The sequence below is a fragment of the Paenarthrobacter sp. YIM B13468 genome (genome assembly GCF_042788025.1).
Taxonomy (GTDB): domain Bacteria; phylum Actinomycetota; class Actinomycetes; order Actinomycetales; family Micrococcaceae; genus Arthrobacter; species Arthrobacter aromaticivorans.
This window is the reverse complement of sequence record NZ_JBHZPI010000014.1, coordinates 48,662-65,757: the sequence shown is the minus strand read 5'-3', so window position 1 is coordinate 65,757 and position 17,096 is coordinate 48,662. Positions and strand designations below refer to the sequence as shown.

16 protein-coding genes are annotated in these 17,096 nt (G+C 61.7%); 11 read left to right on the top strand and 5 right to left on the bottom strand.

Features of this window, described 5'->3' with window-relative positions:
* The first annotated feature begins 46 nt into the window (after nt 1-46).
* Together ACFX4T_RS14400 and ACFX4T_RS14395 are read left to right on the top strand one after the other, a co-directional pair.
* Nucleotides 47-1,648 (top strand): dihydrolipoamide acetyltransferase family protein, encoded by a 1,602-nt coding sequence (locus ACFX4T_RS14400; protein WP_377652463.1) that lies wholly within the window; start codon nt 47-49, stop codon nt 1,646-1,648.
* A gap of 100 nt (nt 1,649-1,748) precedes the next feature.
* A complete protein-coding gene (locus ACFX4T_RS14395) occupies nt 1,749-2,345 on the top strand; it encodes a phosphatase PAP2 family protein (RefSeq protein ID WP_377652528.1) in 597 nt (198 codons plus the stop codon).
* Between the two features lie 37 nt (nt 2,346-2,382).
* Here the strand turns inward: ACFX4T_RS14395 and ACFX4T_RS14390 are convergent, their stop codons facing one another.
* The 3 genes from ACFX4T_RS14390 to ACFX4T_RS14380 all read right to left on the bottom strand — a co-directional run bounded on the left by ACFX4T_RS14390 (nt 2,383) and on the right by ACFX4T_RS14380 (nt 4,602).
* On the bottom strand, nt 2,383-2,721 hold the full coding sequence (locus tag ACFX4T_RS14390) for a hypothetical protein (RefSeq protein WP_377652462.1): 339 nt from the start codon (nt 2,719-2,721) through the stop codon (nt 2,383-2,385).
* Between the two features lie 145 nt (nt 2,722-2,866).
* Nucleotides 2,867-3,295 carry a universal stress protein gene (locus ACFX4T_RS14385; RefSeq protein WP_216926248.1) on the bottom strand — a complete coding sequence of 143 codons (429 nt, stop codon included), beginning with the start codon at nt 3,293-3,295 and terminating at the stop codon, nt 2,867-2,869.
* Nucleotides 3,292-4,602 (bottom strand): PLP-dependent aminotransferase family protein, encoded by a 1,311-nt coding sequence (locus ACFX4T_RS14380; protein WP_377652461.1) that lies wholly within the window; start codon nt 4,600-4,602, stop codon nt 3,292-3,294. Before ACFX4T_RS14380 ends, ACFX4T_RS14385 begins: the two co-directional genes overlap by 4 nt.
* 110 nt (nt 4,603-4,712) lie before the next feature.
* Here ACFX4T_RS14380 and ACFX4T_RS14375 point away from each other — a divergent pair, with 110 nt between their 5' ends.
* From ACFX4T_RS14375 to ACFX4T_RS14365, 3 genes are all read left to right on the top strand, one after another.
* Nucleotides 4,713-5,561, top strand: coding sequence for an isocitrate lyase/phosphoenolpyruvate mutase family protein (locus ACFX4T_RS14375; protein WP_377652460.1), 849 nt, complete (start codon nt 4,713-4,715; stop codon nt 5,559-5,561).
* Between the two features lie 111 nt (nt 5,562-5,672).
* Nucleotides 5,673-6,740 carry a hypothetical protein gene (locus ACFX4T_RS14370; RefSeq protein WP_377652459.1) on the top strand — a complete coding sequence of 356 codons (1,068 nt, stop codon included), beginning with the start codon at nt 5,673-5,675 and terminating at the stop codon, nt 6,738-6,740.
* The gene (locus tag ACFX4T_RS14365; RefSeq protein WP_377652458.1) at nt 6,721-7,260 is read left to right on the top strand and encodes a hypothetical protein; all 540 of its coding nucleotides are present in this window, start codon (nt 6,721-6,723) and stop codon (nt 7,258-7,260) included. Before ACFX4T_RS14370 ends, ACFX4T_RS14365 begins: the two co-directional genes overlap by 20 nt.
* A 45-nt stretch (nt 7,261-7,305) precedes the next feature.
* Here ACFX4T_RS14365 and ACFX4T_RS14360 read toward each other — a convergent pair whose 3' ends face one another.
* Together ACFX4T_RS14360 and ACFX4T_RS14355 are read right to left on the bottom strand one after the other, a co-directional pair.
* The gene (locus ACFX4T_RS14360) at nt 7,306-7,692 is read right to left on the bottom strand and encodes a GerMN domain-containing protein (RefSeq protein ID WP_377652457.1); all 387 of its coding nucleotides are present in this window, start codon (nt 7,690-7,692) and stop codon (nt 7,306-7,308) included.
* A gap of 677 nt (nt 7,693-8,369) precedes the next feature.
* Nucleotides 8,370-8,936, bottom strand: coding sequence for an NAD(P)H-dependent oxidoreductase (locus ACFX4T_RS14355; protein WP_216926254.1), 567 nt, complete (start codon nt 8,934-8,936; stop codon nt 8,370-8,372).
* Nucleotides 8,937-9,022: 86 nt separating this feature from the next.
* Between ACFX4T_RS14355 and ACFX4T_RS14350 the strand changes: the two genes are divergently transcribed.
* The 6 genes from ACFX4T_RS14350 to ACFX4T_RS14325 all read left to right on the top strand — a co-directional run bounded on the left by ACFX4T_RS14350 (nt 9,023) and on the right by ACFX4T_RS14325 (nt 17,095).
* Entirely contained in the window at nt 9,023-9,628 is a 606-nt protein-coding gene (locus ACFX4T_RS14350; RefSeq protein ID WP_377652456.1) for a TetR/AcrR family transcriptional regulator, read from the top strand.
* A 335-nt stretch (nt 9,629-9,963) separates the two neighbouring features.
* Nucleotides 9,964-10,947: an ABC transporter permease gene (locus ACFX4T_RS14345; protein WP_377652455.1), complete on the top strand. Its 984-nt coding sequence runs from the start codon at nt 9,964-9,966 to the stop codon at nt 10,945-10,947.
* Nucleotides 10,947-11,909: an ABC transporter permease gene (locus ACFX4T_RS14340; protein WP_377652454.1), complete on the top strand. Its 963-nt coding sequence runs from the start codon at nt 10,947-10,949 to the stop codon at nt 11,907-11,909. The genes ACFX4T_RS14345 and ACFX4T_RS14340 overlap by 1 nt, the downstream gene beginning before the upstream one ends.
* On the top strand, nt 11,906-14,053 hold the full coding sequence (locus ACFX4T_RS14335) for a dipeptide ABC transporter ATP-binding protein (RefSeq protein ID WP_377652453.1): 2,148 nt from the start codon (nt 11,906-11,908) through the stop codon (nt 14,051-14,053). The genes ACFX4T_RS14340 and ACFX4T_RS14335 overlap by 4 nt, the downstream gene beginning before the upstream one ends.
* Before the next feature lie 75 nt (nt 14,054-14,128).
* Nucleotides 14,129-15,856 (top strand): ABC transporter family substrate-binding protein, encoded by a 1,728-nt coding sequence (locus ACFX4T_RS14330; protein WP_216926259.1) that lies wholly within the window; start codon nt 14,129-14,131, stop codon nt 15,854-15,856.
* 189 nt (nt 15,857-16,045) lie between these two features.
* Complete coding sequence (locus ACFX4T_RS14325; RefSeq protein ID WP_377652452.1) at nt 16,046-17,095, top strand: Gfo/Idh/MocA family oxidoreductase; 1,050 nt, start codon at nt 16,046-16,048, stop codon at nt 17,093-17,095.
* Nucleotide 17,096: the final 1 nt, after the last annotated feature.

Below are 17,096 nucleotides of genomic sequence, written 5' to 3'. Positions count from 1 at the left end.
ATCCAGTCCGGCTTCACAGCCGGGCAGACGGAAATCGAGGACCACCGTGACTGTAAAGAAATTCAACCTGCCGGACGTCGGCGAAGGCCTTACCGAGGCCGAGGTAGTGGCTTGGAAGGTCAAGCCCGGCGACACCGTTGCCATCAACGATGTCCTGTGCGAGATCGAGACAGCGAAGTCGCTCGTTGAGCTCCCGTCGCCCTTCGCCGGAACGGTCACCGAGTTGTTGGTCGAGGAAGGCATCACGGTTGAGGTTGGCACGGCAATAATCGCCGTTTCAGACAACCAGCCCGGGGATGCAGCGCCTGTGACCCAGGCTCCGGCGGCGGCTCCCGCCGTCGATGCCCCTCTCTACGGCAAGCTTCCCGCTGATACTGACAGTGGCGAAAACGGCCCGGCAGGCGGCCCGTTGGTGGGTTCCGGCCCCAAGGCCGACGCCGTGAAGCGCCGTGCGCGCAAGCGTCCAGCCAGCGCTGGCGAGGCAACTACGGTCGCTGAAAACGCCGAAGGTACAGTCCAGGACCACCAAGCGGTTCTGGCTGCCCAAGCAGCACAGACGCCGGTGCCTCAACGCCCGACGGCGGCACGCGCCATCGTCGCGCCGGTCAACCAAGCGCCCGTAACGCACGCGCCCGTTACCCAAGCGCCAGAAGTCACGACGCCAGAAGTAGCAGCGACGGGAGCGTCAACGGCCCAGACCGCCGCATCACGCGGTGCCGCCATCAGCGGCACCATCAGCGGGCTCGTCAACAAGGTCTTGGCGAAGCCGCCGGTGCGCAAGTTCGCCCGCGATCTCGGCATTGACCTTGCCGACGTCGTAGCGACGGGACAGCGGGGAGAGGTGACCCGCGAGGACCTGGTCAGCTATCAGGCGCAGCGTGACGCTGAGCTTGATCAGGCGGAGTCGTTCTGGGGTGCTTCCAAGAAGCCGCAGGACCAGAGGATCGAGCGCGTACCTGTCAAGGGTGTGCGTAAGGCGACCGCCAAGGCCATGGTGGAGTCCGCGTTCACGGCACCGCACGTCAGCATCTTTGTTGACGTCGACGCGAGCCGGACCATGGAGTTCGTCAAGCGGCTCAAGGTTTCGCGGGACTTCGAGGGCATCAAGGTATCTCCGCTGCTTATTTTGGCAAAGGCAGTCATTTGGGCCGCCGCGCGGAACCCCAGTGTCAACGCCACGTGGGTGGAGAATGCCGATGGCAATGGTGGTGCGGAGATCCAGATCAAGCACTTCATGAACCTGGGTATTGCTGCTGCGACACCGCGTGGCTTGATGGTGCCCAATATCAAGGACGCCCAGGACCTCTCCCTGAAGGAGCTGGCCCTCGCCCTCAACGATCTCGCCACCAAGGCCCGTGCGGGCAAGACGCAGCCTGCCGAGATGCAGGGTGGCAGCCTGACCATCACCAACATCGGTGCGCTTGGCATTGATACGGGTACGCCCATCATCAATCCCGGTGAGGTTGCCATCATTGCGTTTGGAACCATCAAGCAGAAGCCGTGGGTCTTGGACGGGGAAGTGATTCCGCGGTGGATCACCACGCTGGGTGGGTCCTTTGACCACCGCGTTGTGGACGGCGATCTCTCGGCCCGCTTTATGGCCGACGTAGCTGCCATTCTTGAAGAACCGGCGCTGTTGCTTGACTGATCCGGGTTGCTTGACTGATCGCCCGTCCGCCACCAATGCGGCTGCAGAGCCGGACTCCGCTGCGGCCGCTGGCAAATCTGGTCATGTGCCTGCCCAGTTGCTGTCAGGACCTTGGCGCACTGTCGCCCGCGTTCTGACGGAGGCCTTCCAGCCGCCCATTGTAGTGACGGCGCTACTGCTGATCAGTCCGGCTATCGAACCCGGGTTTCCCGGCACCATGGGCTTTGGGCTTCTGGGAGCCCTCTTCGTCTGTGTTCTGCCGTTGGCGTACGTGCTGGTGATGATCAGGCTGGGCAGAATCACCGATCATCATGTCAGCGACCGCCGGCAGCGGCCCCCGTTGCTGTGGCTTGCCTTGATTTCCGTGCTTGCGGGCGTTGGGGTGCTTCAGCTGATCGGGGGTCCGATGAGCGTTTCAGTGATGATCATCGCCCTGCTCGGAGGCATCGCCGTTCTGGCGGTGGTGAGTGCTTTTTGGAAGATGAGTGGACACGCTTCGGCCATCGCCGCCGCTGCCGTCATTACAGTTTTGATGTTTGGGCCCGCTTGGCTGCCCCTGTTGGTCATTGTTCCGGCCGTGGGGTGGTCGCGGGTGGTGCTTCGCGCCCATACGCTCGGCCAAGTCATCGCCGGTTCTTTGTTCGGCGGCACCGTCATCGCAGGTTTGTGGTGGCTGCTACGGGAGTGGATGCTCTGAGGGCAGCCCTCCGGACACCTGCTGTTATGGGCCCGCTTTAGAACGCGGGGTAGTTGACCAGCAACGCCTGGAGTTCGGTGGTGGACATGTGGTTTGCCATCTCCACGCTGATGCCCATAGCGATGGCTGCGACGGTGATCATTGCGGCGCAGGCGAGGGAGAGGAACCGCCAGTCCTTGCGCATGATGGTGCCGAAAGTTTCCGGCATGTTCAGGCTGGGTGAAATCATGTTGGGGGCGCTGTCCCAGGAGCCGTCGTCGAGCATCGCGATGATGCGGTCATTCGCGCGGTCAAAACGCATCGTGCTGATGCTGTTGCCGTGGCGGGCAAGCAGGATGTCGTGTCCAACGCGCTGGCGCGGCTGCAAAGTAAGCAAGTGAAGTCCCCTGAAGTCAGTTGATGGAGGATGGCTCACGCCATTGGGGGCATCTCAATTTTATAACGATGACTTCGGGGGGCAGGCCAAAATCAGGCCAAAAGCCGGGTGAGGCTCCCCACCCGGCGGCGTGATTCAGCTCGCTTTACGGCTGGTCGGTCTTGGCGATGTAGACATCGCAAGGAGCATTGTGGGCAACCGTGTTGGCCACGCTGCCGAGGACGCGACCCAGGCCTTGCATGCGCCGGTTACCCACCACGATCAACTGCGCTTCGAGCATTTCTGCTTCTTTGACCAAGGCTTCACCGGGCTTGCCGCGGGCAGCCGAGTACGTTACCTCGAGACGTTCGTCAGCCAGGCGCTCCGCCACGGTGCGGGCGACGGCTTCGGCTTCGGCAGCGTCTGACACGATCCATTTGTCGGTCCCGATCTCAACTACCTCGGTCTTGTTGCTGTCAAAAGCGCTCACGACGCGAAGACTGGCGCCAAGCCCGATGGCCAGTTGCTGGGCAGCCTTGGCCGCCCTCATCGCCGTCTCGCTACCGTCTACTCCTACAATGACAACCCCGGTCATAGTGCTGCTCCTTCAGTGGTGGCTTTGATGGCCTCTGCGAGAACAGGGGCCAGACGACGTACGCCTTCGGCAATCGTATCCGGCGGCACAGCACTGAACGCCAGGCGGAGTTTGTTGGAGGGGCCATCTGCCGGCGAGAAAGCTGCGCCGGGAATGAAAACAACCCCCGCGTCGATGGCCTTCTTCAACAAAGGGTAGGTGTCCACGGCTTCAGGCAACGTGACCCAGACGAAGAATCCACCGTCAGGGCGTGTCCACGAGACTCCGGCTGGCATGTATTCGTCCAAGGCGTTGAGAAGGGCTTTGCAGCGTTCCGCGTACAGGCCCCGGTAGGTTTCGACTTGCCCCTGCCAGTCGTAGTCCCGCAAATATGCGGATACAAGCATTTGGTTCAGGGGCGGGGGGCAAAGCGTGACTGCTTCGGAGGCGAGGTAGAAACGACGCTGCAGGTGGGCGGGCACCAAGGCCCAGCCAATGCGAAGACCCGGTGCGAAGATCTTGGAGAAGGACCCCAAGTAGATGACGTCGTCAGGATTTGCAGCCCGCATCGGTGCGATGGGGTGACCGTCAAAGCGCAGCAGGCCGTAGGGGTTGTCCTCCAGGACGATAATATTCGCCTTGCGGCATATATCGACGATCTGCTGCCTGCGCGCTTCCGCCAAGGTGATGCCCGAGGGATTGTTAAAGTTAGGGATTGTATAGAGGAACTTGATGCTCTTGCCCTCTGACTGGAGCGCGGCGATCCTGGCCTCAAGCAGTTCAGGTACCAACCCGTCGTCGTCCATTTCGATTGGCTCCACCTGCACTTGGTAAGCCTCGAAAGTATTCAGGGCCCCAACGTAGGTGGGGTTTTCGACGAGGACCACGTCGCCGGGATTGCAGAAGACCTTGGTAGCCACATCCTGCGCTGACTGGGAACCTGCAGTAATCACGATGTTCTCAGGCTGTGCGTCCATGATGCCTTCTGCGGCCATGATCGCGCAGACTTGTTGGCGCAATTCCGCGGTTCCTTGGCCTCCGCCGTATTGCAGGGCGGTCATCCCGTCTTCGGCGATGATCCTGGCAGCGGTCTGGCCGAGCTTTTCCAGGGGCAGCGATTGGAGGTATGGGTTCCCGCCTGCGAGCGAGACAAGGCCGGGCCGCATGGAGATATCGAAGACGTCGCGGACAGCGGACTGCTTGATGTTGGCGGCCCGCGCGGAGAACAGCTCCTCGTGCGGGTGGGTGGCGGCCGTGGCGGCGCGCTCGATGGCGTCGATGGCTTCAGCGGGCAGCTTGGTGCCGGCGTCCAATGTTTCGTGGGTCACAGTGACAGGATACTCCTGAAGGTTGCTAATTAGGCAACATATGTTTTCAAGAACGCGCCGAATTGCAGGGTTTCCTTTACGCCGGGAACGCTAGGGGCTGGAATGTAGCTATGACACTGCACCGGGGATCCGTGACCAAGGCCGAACTCTTCCACAAGCTTCACGACGCCGGACCCACGCCGCTGGTTCTGGTGAATGTTTGGGATGCGGCTTCGGCCCGCGTGGTGCAGGAGGCTGGTGCGACGGCGATAGCCACCTCAAGTTCGGCGGTTTCCTGGAGCCTGGGCTTCCGGGACGGCGACCACGTGCCGTGGGGATTGGCCATGGCGGCGCTGGGGCGGGTGGTAGGGGCAACCAAACTGCCGGTTACTGCCGACATCGAAACTGGATACGGGCGCACAGATGACGAACTGCGTGCCACCGTGCACGGCGTGCTGGATGCAGGCGCGATTGGCATCAACATCGAGGACTCGGCCGCGGAGCCACTGACGGACATCAAGGAACAATCGCGGCGTATCGCTTTGATCCGTGCCGTAGCGGACGAGCGCGGAATCCCGTTGTTCATCAATGCCCGAACGGACACATACCTCTCCGGAGAGTATCCGGATAACGCCTACGAAGAGACCTTGCGCCGTGCTGAGTCCTACCTCACGGCGGGTGCGGACGGCATCTTCGTTCCCGGAGTGGTGGACCTTCACATCCTGCATGAACTCTCCAGCAAGATCCCCGCGCCACTCAATGCGTTGGCTGGAGTAGGCGCGCCATCGCCGCTGGAACTTCACGACGCCGGCATACGGCGGGTCAGCATCGGCGGAAATACGGCTAAAGCTGCCTACGCAAAAGTCGCGCGGGTGGCCAAGGAGATTCTGGGCGACGGTAACTGGGCAGGGTTGGCGGGCACCCGCAGCCACGACGAGATGGATGCGCTCTTTGCCCAGGGGCCCAAGTACCGGCCCTAAGCAGCGCGGTTTGCGGCAGAGGAAAGCGCACGACGGCGGAACCCGGCTTTAATGTCTTACCCCGCCATTAGCTTGGAATCAGTAGCAAAGACCGCAGGCCGGGGAGGACGGATGGCAAGACGCAGTGTGCAGTTCTGGCGCATTGACCAACTGAATGGCGAGGATCTGCGCGCCCCGTTTCCGGCGCGCCGCGTGGCCGAGGTACTCAAGAAGGCACAAGAGGCTGGGACGGACAGGCATTTCATCGGCATGGACGGCACGGTGCTGGTCGCTCAGACTGCATCCTTCTCACCGCATCCGGTGATCCTCCTGGATCGGGTCCGCAGCAGCAACCTGCCCAGCGTTGGAGATGCGCTTGGACGCCGCAAGCCCCTCCCCTTGGCGCCGGGCGACCATCTTCTGGAAACCACCTACTTTGCCTTCCTCAAACGCAACGCCATCGCCGTGCTCACCAGCGGCAATGGCCCGCGGGCTTCCAGGATGGGGGAGTACCTCGAAGGCATGTTGGGACTCGAACCTGGGTTGGTTCCGGTGGTCCGCGAGGATATCGAGGAGATCCTCACCAGGCTTGAGGTGAGTCGCTTCGAGTTCGCTCTTCCTGCTGAACGCCTCTCCGGAAAGTTGATGGAAGGAGAATGGGCTGACGTTCTGGAGAGTGCCTCGCGCCTGGTGACCGAGGGAACCTTCCGGATTTCCCTGAGCGTGGGCCGTTCGGGAAAGGCCGAGGACAAGCAGCGGATCCGGGACCGCATCCAGCAACTGATTGACCTCTTCCGGAGGGCAGGCTCGGTAGAGCACTTCGACTACGTGGTAGCCGAGGGCAAAGACTCCCTGACCGGCGACCGCGAGGTGGTCGATCTCCTGAAGGAGCGTTTCATCTCCCACATCGAAGTGGATCCCGACGTTTTCAACGACCCCCGGAAGTCCGCTGCTGAGGCAGTCGCAATTCTCAACAGACAGGCCAGGGATAACGAAGCATTCTTCGCCCTCACACTGCCGGAAATCAGAGGCTCCGTAGATTCGGTCCCTGTGCCGGACATCGTCGCAGGTGGGATGGCCGCAGTGCGGGAAGCCCTGGCTGCGGTCACAAAGGAGGAACCCGCCAAGGCGAAACCTAGGGACGCGAAACCAACGGAGGGATCAGAAGGCGGCGCGGACCATGAGCTTGTACGACGTTGACGTAGAACACGCCGGGCGCCGCCGGACGGTGTGGAGGTGGTTTCTGCTCCATCCGCCAGCAGACTATGCATGGGCGGTTCTGGCTGTGCTGATGTGGCTGGGCTTGGCATGGCTGTTGAAGCAGCCGTTGATGCTGGAGGGCGTCGATCCCGGTGCGCGTCGAACCCTGTTCCAGACCCTCGCTACGTTGGCTGGAGCTACCGCTGGCCTCACGCTTACCAGCGTCTCCATGCTCATCAACGTGCTCGGCAAAAAGGCGGCGCCCGGGCAGCGCGAGCTTCCCCTGGAGAAGCTCACCGCCTTGCATCGCCGCCAAATCGGAGAAGTGTTCCTGTTCGCCATACCGGGCCTTGGCCTGCTGGTGGTGGCCGCCCTTGTCGCCGTGGTACTGGAGGGAGATGGTTCCAGGGGACTCTGGATTCCGGAGTCAGTTGTCTTCGTCCTCACCTTCGCGTCCGTATTGGCGCTGCTCCGTGTGGCGTGGGCACTACGGCGGGTGCTCGCCATCGCAACAGCTTGAGAGCTTGCGGCTAGAAGCCCTCAACAAATCCGGAGGGTCCCCGTGCTAGCGCAGGCTCAGCGCCTCAGACAAAGTCTTGCCATTGACGTAGATTTCGGCTCGGGATGCCCCGCTGGCGGAGACGATGGTGTGGGTCAGCTGGGCTTCAATGCGCGGGATGTCGCAGACCCCACCGGGTCGCAGCGTTCCACTCAAATTCACCACAACTGTTGCCCCACTGATGTAGCCGGACACGAAGTGCAACGAGGAATTAGCCAACGAATCGTAGAGGCCCGCGCCGGTGTCCATGGGCATGCCAGCTTCCAGCAGGCGGCTCAGCGCCAGCGTCAAGGGGTCGCCGGGCGCCAGGGCGCCGCGGACAGGCACCAGGCTGTCGTTGCATCCGAACCGAACACCTCTTGCGCCCCCGTCGTCAACGGCAACGTAGTACACCGCCGGCCCCAAATTCAGGTCTTGGGGTACGGTCGCAGCCCGGGCAACGGGCGCAACAGCCGTCGGTGAAGGGCTTGGCGTAGCGACGGGTAAAGGCGCGACGGCGGCACTCGGCCCAGACGTAGGGTCGACCCCAGAGCCAGAGCCAGAGCCAGAGCCAGAGCCAGAGTCAGACCTCGATCCGGAACTAGAACCAGAGCCAGCACCACTGGAGCTCGAAGGGGTTGAGGAAGTGGCGAGTGCATCCGGACGAGTCGCAGTGCCGCCTCCCGATGCGGTGGATGTCGCAGATGGAGCGTCGGAAGCCTCATCCACCGCAGCATCTCGCGCGGGACCCGATGGCCCCACCACAGGAGCAGATGAAGTATCACCGGCGGAGGGCGCGGTCCCTGGATCCGAAGTACAGCCAGCCAGCCACAGACTCAACACAAGGCAGGCAGCCGCGATCGCCGTCGTGCTTTTTGGTCTCCGCTCGGCACCCATGACAGCCCCACGCTCCTGTCCGTCCGCCTGTAGTTCAACGTTAAGGCGGTGGGACCCGGAGCAAAATGCCGCTACGGTGACGGTTCGGACAAGAGTTGATCACGCTGCATCCCGTAGACACCGGAAACGCACATGCCCCCGCCCCGCACTGCGAAGTGGCAGGCGCGGGAGCGGGGGCAAGGAGAGCGAAGAAACTAGGCTGCGGCTTCTTCTTCCTGAACGGCGGTCAGGGGCTCGAAGATGCCCTTGATCTGCTCAACTACCTCGGCGTCGTCCTTCGGGTGGAGCTCAGCGAAGCGGATCATGGAACCCGGGACGGCGAGCTTGACGTCCTCGAGGACCTTGGCGCCGGCAATACCAGCTGCCTTGCGGGCTTCGTCCTGAGCCCATACGCCACCGAACTGACCGAAAGCGGTTCCGACGACGGCGGTCGGCTTGCCGCTGAGTGCGCCGGCGCCGTAGGGGCGGGACAGCCAGTCGATGGCGTTCTTCAGCGATGCGGGCATGGTGCCGTTGTGCTCGGGGGTGACGAGGAGAAGGGCGTCGGCGTTTGCTGCCGCAGCGCGAAGGGCTGCAGCTTCGGCGGGAACCTGGCCTTCGACGTCGATGTCCTCGTTGTAGAACGGGATGGTGCCCAGGGAATCGTGGATCTGGACTTCGACGTTTTCCGGTGCGTTCAGCTGGATGGCTTCGGCGAGCTTCTTGTTGTGGGAATCAGCGCGGAGGCTGCCGACGAGGGTAAGAACGGTGCTCTTTGACATGGTGTCTCCTTAGTAAGTGTTTGGACCTTCACTGATACTAAACGGACCGCGGTCCGGTTTCTATTCCCGGGTCTAGAATGTTTCTTGTGAGCTCGATCCCAATCCAGCCGGACGTGCCCTTCGGTCCGCCGCATGAGCGCAGCGATGCCGCCCGGAATCGCGAGCGACTCCTTTGCGCTGCCCGCGAGTTGGTTGACGAGTTCGGCGTGGAAGCACTCACCATGGACGCGCTCGCCTGCAAGGCCCAGGTTGGCAAGGGAACCGTGTTCCGTCGCTTCGGTAGCAGGGCCGGCCTGATGATGACCCTTCTGAGTGACTCTGAATCTGAATTCCAGCGCGGCTTCATGTTTGGTCCACCACCCTTGGGTCCGGGCGGGACCCCCAGCGAACGGCTGATGGCCTTCGGCGAGGGCCGCATCTACTTCGTCCTGGAAAATGGTGAGCTCCTGAAAGCGGCCGCAACCAATGCCCGGAATCGCTTTGATGTCCCGGCCACGGTCCTTGCCCACCGGCACATCGAGGTCCTGCTGCGGGAGGCCGATATCGCGGATCCGTGGGTCATGGCGATGTCGCTGCTTTCCGCGCTGGACCCGGAACGAATCGTCAACGACGTGAGGGTTCACGGCATCTCGCCGAAGAGGCTCACGGAATCCTGGCGCGAACTCGTCGCGCGCGTCATGCGATCTTCCTAGCTCAAGTTCGTCTTCGTTAGCGCCCGCTGAGGCCTCACAACGCGAGTGGGGCAGTACGCGCCACAGTGTCGCCGACGTCGAAATCGTGACGCGGGCCCAGATAACAATCTGGCTGCAGGCATGAAACGGGCGCTCATTGAACGAAACGTGAAGCAGTTATTGTGGTAGTTTCCTCTTGAATGTGACCCATGCCATACATGGCTCGGTGATCACGGAAGGGGCGCTGGGGGACCCAAACTACCCGCTGCGCCAATTCGTAGCTGACGCCGGCCACAGCCGGGAACCGCGGAAGGACGAGCATTGAGCTTTGCCACGATCCAGGGCAGCCGCCCGACATGCTGAAATATCTGACAAAGCGGTCGGGCATCTACCTGATCATGATCTTCCTGACCACGAGCGCGGGCTATTTCCTGGCAGTATCAACGCTCAAACCGGCGGTCCTGGAACAGGAGAAGATCCCCCGGCCAACCCCGGAACAAGTAGCCGCCTCTTTCCGTGGACTCGGCCTGGACCCTGACGCCACTCCTTGGGAACGCTACATTGGTTGGCTCGGCGGCATCATCACCCGCTGGGATTGGGGCCGCAGCCCAAACGGGGCATTCGTCAACGCCGAATTCGCTGACCGGGTACTTGTTTCAACCAGGCTGTTTATCGCCTCCATCATCCTGACGCTGATCATCGGCGTCGCGCTCGGCGTTTATTCAGCGGCGCGGCAATACAAGTACCAGGACCGCGTCATCACGTCCTACAGCTACCTGGTGCACATCCTTCCAGCGCCGATCGCCTACTTCCTGGTCCAGTTGGGCGCCATCAGCGTCAACGAAACCGTAGGCCAGCGCATCTTTTTCGTCACGGGCATCTCGACGCCGGGGATCGAGCCGGGCTGGCCGGCTTTCGTTGACCTCGTTGCCCACTACGCCGTGCCCACCTTCGCAATGACCATCTTCGGTTGGGCCGGTTACCAGATCGCCCAGAGGCAGTATCTCCTGGACAACGTGAATGCCGACTTCGTCCGCACCGCCAGGGCAAAAGGACTTACCCGCAACCAAGCCATCCGCAGGCATGCCCTGCGGGTGTCCTTCATTCCCGTGGCACAGAGCATCGCCTTCACCATCCCCGCGATCTTCACCGGCGGCTTCTTTGCCGAGTCGATCTTCGCCTGGCCCGGCATTGGCCTGTGGAGTATCCAGTCAATCGGGCTTCAAGACGTCAACGTCGCCACGGCCACACTGGCCTACGGGTCGGTGATCTTCGCGATCGGCGCCATCCTTGCCGACTTCGCGACGACGCTGGTGGATCCACGAGTGAGGGTCCAGTAATGACGAACATCATTGATCCCATTGCGGAAATCGACGAGTCAAGGGCTGCCGACCAGGACGTCGTGATTGGGAAGTCCCGCATTATCTTCCGTCGTTTCATGCGGAACCGTACCGCCGTCGCCGGTTTGTTCATCTTCCTGGCGCTGTTCCTCTTCTCCCTGTTCGGCGGGTTCCTGACACTCTGGGACAAGGACACGATTGATCCCCTCAACATCGGAATGGGACCGTCACCCGATCACTTCCTGGGCACGTCCCAAGCAGGTATCGACCTCATGGCGCTCATCGTTGAAGGCACGCGGATCTCGATCTTCATCGGCCTGATCGTGGGCGGCGTGTCTGTCCTGATTTCCGCCGTCTACGGCTGCACCATGGCGTTCTTCGGCGGCAAAGTGGACGCCGTGATGTTGTTCATTCTTGAAGCCCTCATCATGATGCCGGCGATTCTGGTGGTCGCAGTGGCCACCAGTGGGGGCGGCGGACTGAAGAACCTTCCCAGTTGGCTCCTGCTGATCATTGTTTTGCTGTTCTTCAGCTGGATGGGCACCGCCCGACTGGTGCGTTCTTTGTCGATGTCACTCATGCAGCGGGACTACGTCAAAGCCGCCAAGTATATGGGTGTTCCCTCCCGAAAAATCGTGTGGCGTCACCTCGTTCCGAACATCGGCTCACTCCTGGTCCTCGATTTCACCCGCGGTATCACCGGGGCAGTGCTGGCCGAAGTGGCGTTCTCCTTCATCGGCATCGGCATCAAGCTCCCCGACGTCAGCCTGGGAGTCCTCATCGGCCAAGCCACCGGCCAGGTGTCCTCGTTCCCGTGGATGTTCTGGGTTCCGCTGACCGTCATGTTCCTCCTGACCGGTTCGCTGGCCATGATGAACGACGGCCTCCGCGACGCCTTCGATCCCAGCTCAAGTTCCATCGGCCGCGCGAAGACCAAGACCGCAAAGAAGACGATCAAATGAGCACCAACATCTCCCACACGCCCGCGGAGCGTCTTCGTGACGCCGGCCTCTACGCACCCGGCGACGCCGTCCTGAGCGTCCGGGACCTCAACGTCCGCTTCAATTCTGAAAACGGCGTTGTCCACGCCGTGCGAGGTGTGGACTTCGACCTCATGCCCGGAAAAACCCTGGGCATCGTGGGCGAATCGGGCTCGGGAAAGTCTGTGACGTCCATGGCCATCATGGGACTCCTCCCCGAGACCGCGGACGTCTCCGGCTCCGTGCGTTACAAGGGCAAGGAACTCCTCGGCCTCAGCGACAAAGCGATGTGCAAGCACCGTGGCAGCGATATCGCCATGGTGTTCCAGGACCCGCTGTCGTCGCTGACCCCCGTCTACACCGTGGGGAACCAGATCATCGAGGCCCTCACCGTCCACAACCCCACCATGAGCAAACAGGCTAAAGAAGCCCGCGCCGTCGAACTTCTGCGGATGGTGGGCATCCCGAGCCCCAAGGACCGGCTGAAGGCATTCCCGCACGAATTCTCCGGGGGCATGCGCCAGCGCGTGATGATCGCCATTGCGATTGCCAACGATCCGCGGGTCCTCATCGCGGATGAACCGACGACGGCGCTGGACGTCACCATCCAGGCGCAGGTGTTGGAAGTCCTTCACACCGCGCAAGAGGAGACCGGGGCCGCCGTCGTCATGATTACGCACGACCTCGGCGTCGTAGCGGGCATGGCGGACGACATCATGGTCATGTACGCAGGCAAGCCGGTGGAAACCGGGACCGTGGAGGACATCTATTACAACCCCCGCATGCCGTACAGCATGGGTCTCCTCGGCGCCGTGCCACGCGTCGACACTGCCAATAAACAGTCACTGGTTCCGATCGAAGGCACGCCGCCCAACCTGGCACTGCCCGTAACCGGCTGCTCCTTCGCACCGCGCTGCCCGCTCGCCAGCGATGCCTGCCTGCACGGTGAGCCCGAACCCGTTTCGGTGCCAGGCTCCGAAGGCCACAGGGCTGCCTGCATCAAAACGGACGAACTCTCCGGCGAAGCTAATGCCCACGCGATTTTCCAGGCGCCGGCCAAGCCCGTTTCAAAGTTCGACGGCGTTGCGCGGCTTGAGCGCGAGAAGGTCCTTGAGCTCAAGGACGTCAAGAAACACTTCCCACTGCTCAAGGGCGCGCTCATCAAGCGCCGCATCGGCACAGTGAAAGCCGTTGACGGCCTCAGCTTCGACATCCGTGAAGGTGAATGCCTCTCAATCGTGGGCGAGTCCGGCTGCGGCAAGACCACCACACTGCTGGAGATCATGGAGTTCCACCCGGACCAAGTGGGCGAAGTGGTCATTGGCGGCGTCAGCAATAAGGTGGCCACCGACTCCAAGACCAAAATGGCCATGCGCAAGGAAATGCAGATGGTGTTCCAGGACCCCACGGGTGCGCTGGATCCGCGCTTCACGGTGTACGAGGTCCTGGCTGAGCCGCTGGAAAACCTCGGCATGCCAAGGGCCGCCGTCCGGAAGCGCATCATGGAACTCATGCGGCTCGTGGGCCTGCAGGCGGACCACGTGAACCGTTTCCCCAACCAGTTCTCCGGGGGGCAGCGCCAGCGCATCGGCATTGCGCGGGCGCTCGCAGTGAATCCGAAACTGGTGGTGCTGGATGAGCCAGTCTCCGCTTTGGATGTTTCGGTCCAGGCTGGTGTCATCAACCTGCTTGACCAACTTCGCGCCGAGCTGGGCCTGAGCTACCTCATGGTTGCCCATGATCTCTCCGTGGTCCGCCACATCTCGGACCGCGTGGCTGTGATGTACCTAGGCAAGATCGTGGAGACCGGCGATGTGGACGAAGTGTTCGACAATCCGCGGCATCCCTACACCAGGGCCCTGCTCTCTGCGATCCCGGTACCCGATCCCAATCTGGAACGCACGCGTGAACGGATCATTCTGCAGGGCGACCTGCCCAGCCCGCTTGACGCGCCGAAGGGTTGCAATTTCGCAACGCGTTGCCCCGTATTCGCCGCACTACCTGCCGCCAAGCAGGAGAAGTGCCTTACTCTGGAGCCGCCACTTGCTTCAGAAGGTCAACAGGAGTTTGCATGCTTCTTCCCGGACGGGGAAATAGATGCCGACATGCTGGTGGTGCATGCCTGACGACAAATGACTCATTGATTGAACCCTGTATTCAATTCGTAAAGAATTCCAGTCGTAAAACATGAAGGGCAAACCATGAAGAAGTACACGACGATCGGCGGCGTGGCAGTTGCAGCGGCACTGCTGCTGACCGCTTGCGGCGGGGGAACGCCGTCGGGTCCGGCCTCCCAGAAGGCCGAAGAAGCTGGCGGTGACATCAGCAAGCTCATTAGCGTTAATGCCAAGGAAACCAAGGACCTGGAGCAGGGCGGCACTGTCACCCTTGCCATAGGCAGCATTGGCCCGGACTTTAACGGCTTCTCCAATGTGGGCAACAGCGCAGACAACTCTGCGCTGATGACTCCGGTTAATACGGCCTCCATCAACAGCGGCGGCATCGGCGGCTGCTGGAAGCTGGACTTCGACGGCAAAGCAGAGCCCAACAAGGACTTCTGCGAAGACGTCAAGAGCGAAGTCAAGGATGGGAAGCAGACCATCACCATCAAGGTCAATGACAAGGCGACCTGGAACGACGGAACGCCGATCGACGTCAAGACCTTCGAAAACACGTGGAAGATGCTGAAGGGCGACGATAAGTCCATCGACATCGTTTCCGCCGGCGCTTACGCTTTCGTGGACTCGGTAAAGGCCGGCGCCAACGACAAAGAAGTCATTGTTACCACCACCCAGCCGGTCTTCCCCCTGGAGGGCCTTTTCTTCGGCCTGATCCACCCGGCAATCAACACGCCTGAAATTTTCAACACGGGCTTCGCAGGCAACATGCACCCCGAGTGGATGGCCGGCCCGTTCAAGATTGAAAACTACGACACCACCGCAAAAACGGTGACTATGGTGCCCAACGACAAGTGGTGGGGACAGAAGCCGGTCCTTGACAAGGTGGTTTGGCGCCAGATGGAGCCGAGCGCCACGATTGCCGCCTTCAAGAATGGTGAAATCGACGCAGCCAACGGCCGTACCCTTGGCCGGTACAAGCAGCTCGAAGGTACCAAGGATTCCGATATCCGCCGCGGCCAGCGCCTGTTCGCAGGTGGCCTCAACCTGAACGCCAAGCGCCCGGCCCTTACCGATGTGGCCGTACGCAAGGCAATCTTCACCGCAGTGGACCGCAAGGCCATCCGCGATGTCCGCTTCAACGGCTTGAACTGGTCCGAAGAGAGCTCGGGTTCCATGATGCTCATGCCGTTCTCCGAGTACTACCAGGACAACTACCCCGTGAAGGACACCGGCGCTGAGGCTGCCAAGAAGGTGCTGACCGATGCCGGCTACGCCCCGAACGATAAGGGCATCATGGCGAAGGACGGTGTTCCTGTTTCCTTCAAGATCACCAACTTCGGCGACGACCCCACCACGGCCGCAACCTCGCAGACGCTGCAGAAGCAGCTCCAGGCTGCGGGAATGGATGTTGCCATCGATCAGCGCGGAGACGCCGACTTCGGCAAGGTCATTGGTGGCCGCGAGTTCGACGTAACCATCTCCGGTTACACCGTGGGCGCAGACGCTACCGACGCCGTAAAGCAGTTCTACGACTCCACCACCAACGAGAACGGCCTGGGCGACGCTGAGCTGGATGCCGAGATCAAGCGCCTGGCAACCATCGCAGATGACAAGGAGCGCAACAAGGCGGCCATGGACGTAGAGAAGAAGCACATGGAGAAGTACTTCTCCATGGGCACCGTCCTCAACGGCCCGGAGATCCAGTTTGTGCGCACGGGTCTGGCCAACTACGGCCCGTCACTGTTCAAGAGCCTGTCCAACGTTCCGGACTGGACCACTCTCGGCTGGGTAAAGGGCGCCAAGAAGTAACGCTCTGCAGTAAAGCTTGAAACACACGAAGGCCGGGATCTTCCTCTGAACCTGTAAATGGTTTGGGAGGTCCCGGCCTTTGCCGTGCCATCCTCTCTCACATCCTGAGGTCTTTTCCCGAACGTTCTCTCACATCCTGATCCTGGGAACAGCGCACCGGCGGGACACTTACTGAATTAGCCTTGGGGCATGACTTCCAGGCCGATCCGTACCGCCATCGCAGGTTTTGGGTTATCGGGCCGCGTGTTCCATGCGCCCTTCATTGCAAGCAACCCTTCGTATGACCTTGCCGTCATTGCTACATCCGACGCTCAAAGGCAGGCAAGTGCGGCTGAACGCTACCCGCAGGCAAAGGTAGTCAACACGCCGGCGGACATCCTGGCGCTGGCCGACGAATTGGACCTCATCATCCTCGGCACACCGCCAGCGACCCACTATCCGCTTGCGAAAGCCGCGCTGGAAGCCGGGCTCGACGTCGTCGTCGATAAGCCGTTTGTTGTGCACAGTGCGCAAGGTGAGGAACTGATCCAACTCGCCGCGCGAGCGGGCCGCGTCCTCACTGTCTACCAAAACCGCCGCTGGGACGGGGACGCGCTCACCCTGAAGAAACTGCTCGACGCCGGGACGCTGGGTACCGTGACCAGGTTTGAAGCGGGGATGGAGCGCTGGGCGCCGGAGATCGCCAAAGCGTGGAAGGCAAGCGCTACTGCCGAGGACGGCGGTGGGGTGCTGTTCGACCTTGGTGCACACGTACTGGACTTGGCCGTCCAGTTCTTCGGCCCCGCGTACGTCACCTATGCGGAGATCATTGCACGACGTCCGCAGGAGAAGGCCGACGATGACGTCTTCATCGTGCTCCAGCACCAATCCGGCGTCGTCAGCCACCTGACCCTGAACCTCAACAGCCACCTCCACGGACCACGTTTCCGTGTGCTGGGAACGAAGGGTGGATTTGTAAAGTTCGGCACCGATCCGCAGGAGCCCTTTGTTCTGGGCGGTGGATTGCCGACGGACGCGGAGTACGGCGTCGAACCTGCCGAAAATTACGGGACCCTTGAGTCGGACGGCCAGCGCCGAACCATCACCACCGAGCGCGGGGCCTACCCGGAGTTCTATCGCCTCCTCGCCGAAAAGATCGACGACGGCGGTGCGGCATCCGCACGTCCCGCACCAGTGGATCCGGCTGACTCGGTGGAAGTGCTGAAGCTGATCGAACAGGCGCGTGCCCTGAGTTCCTAAA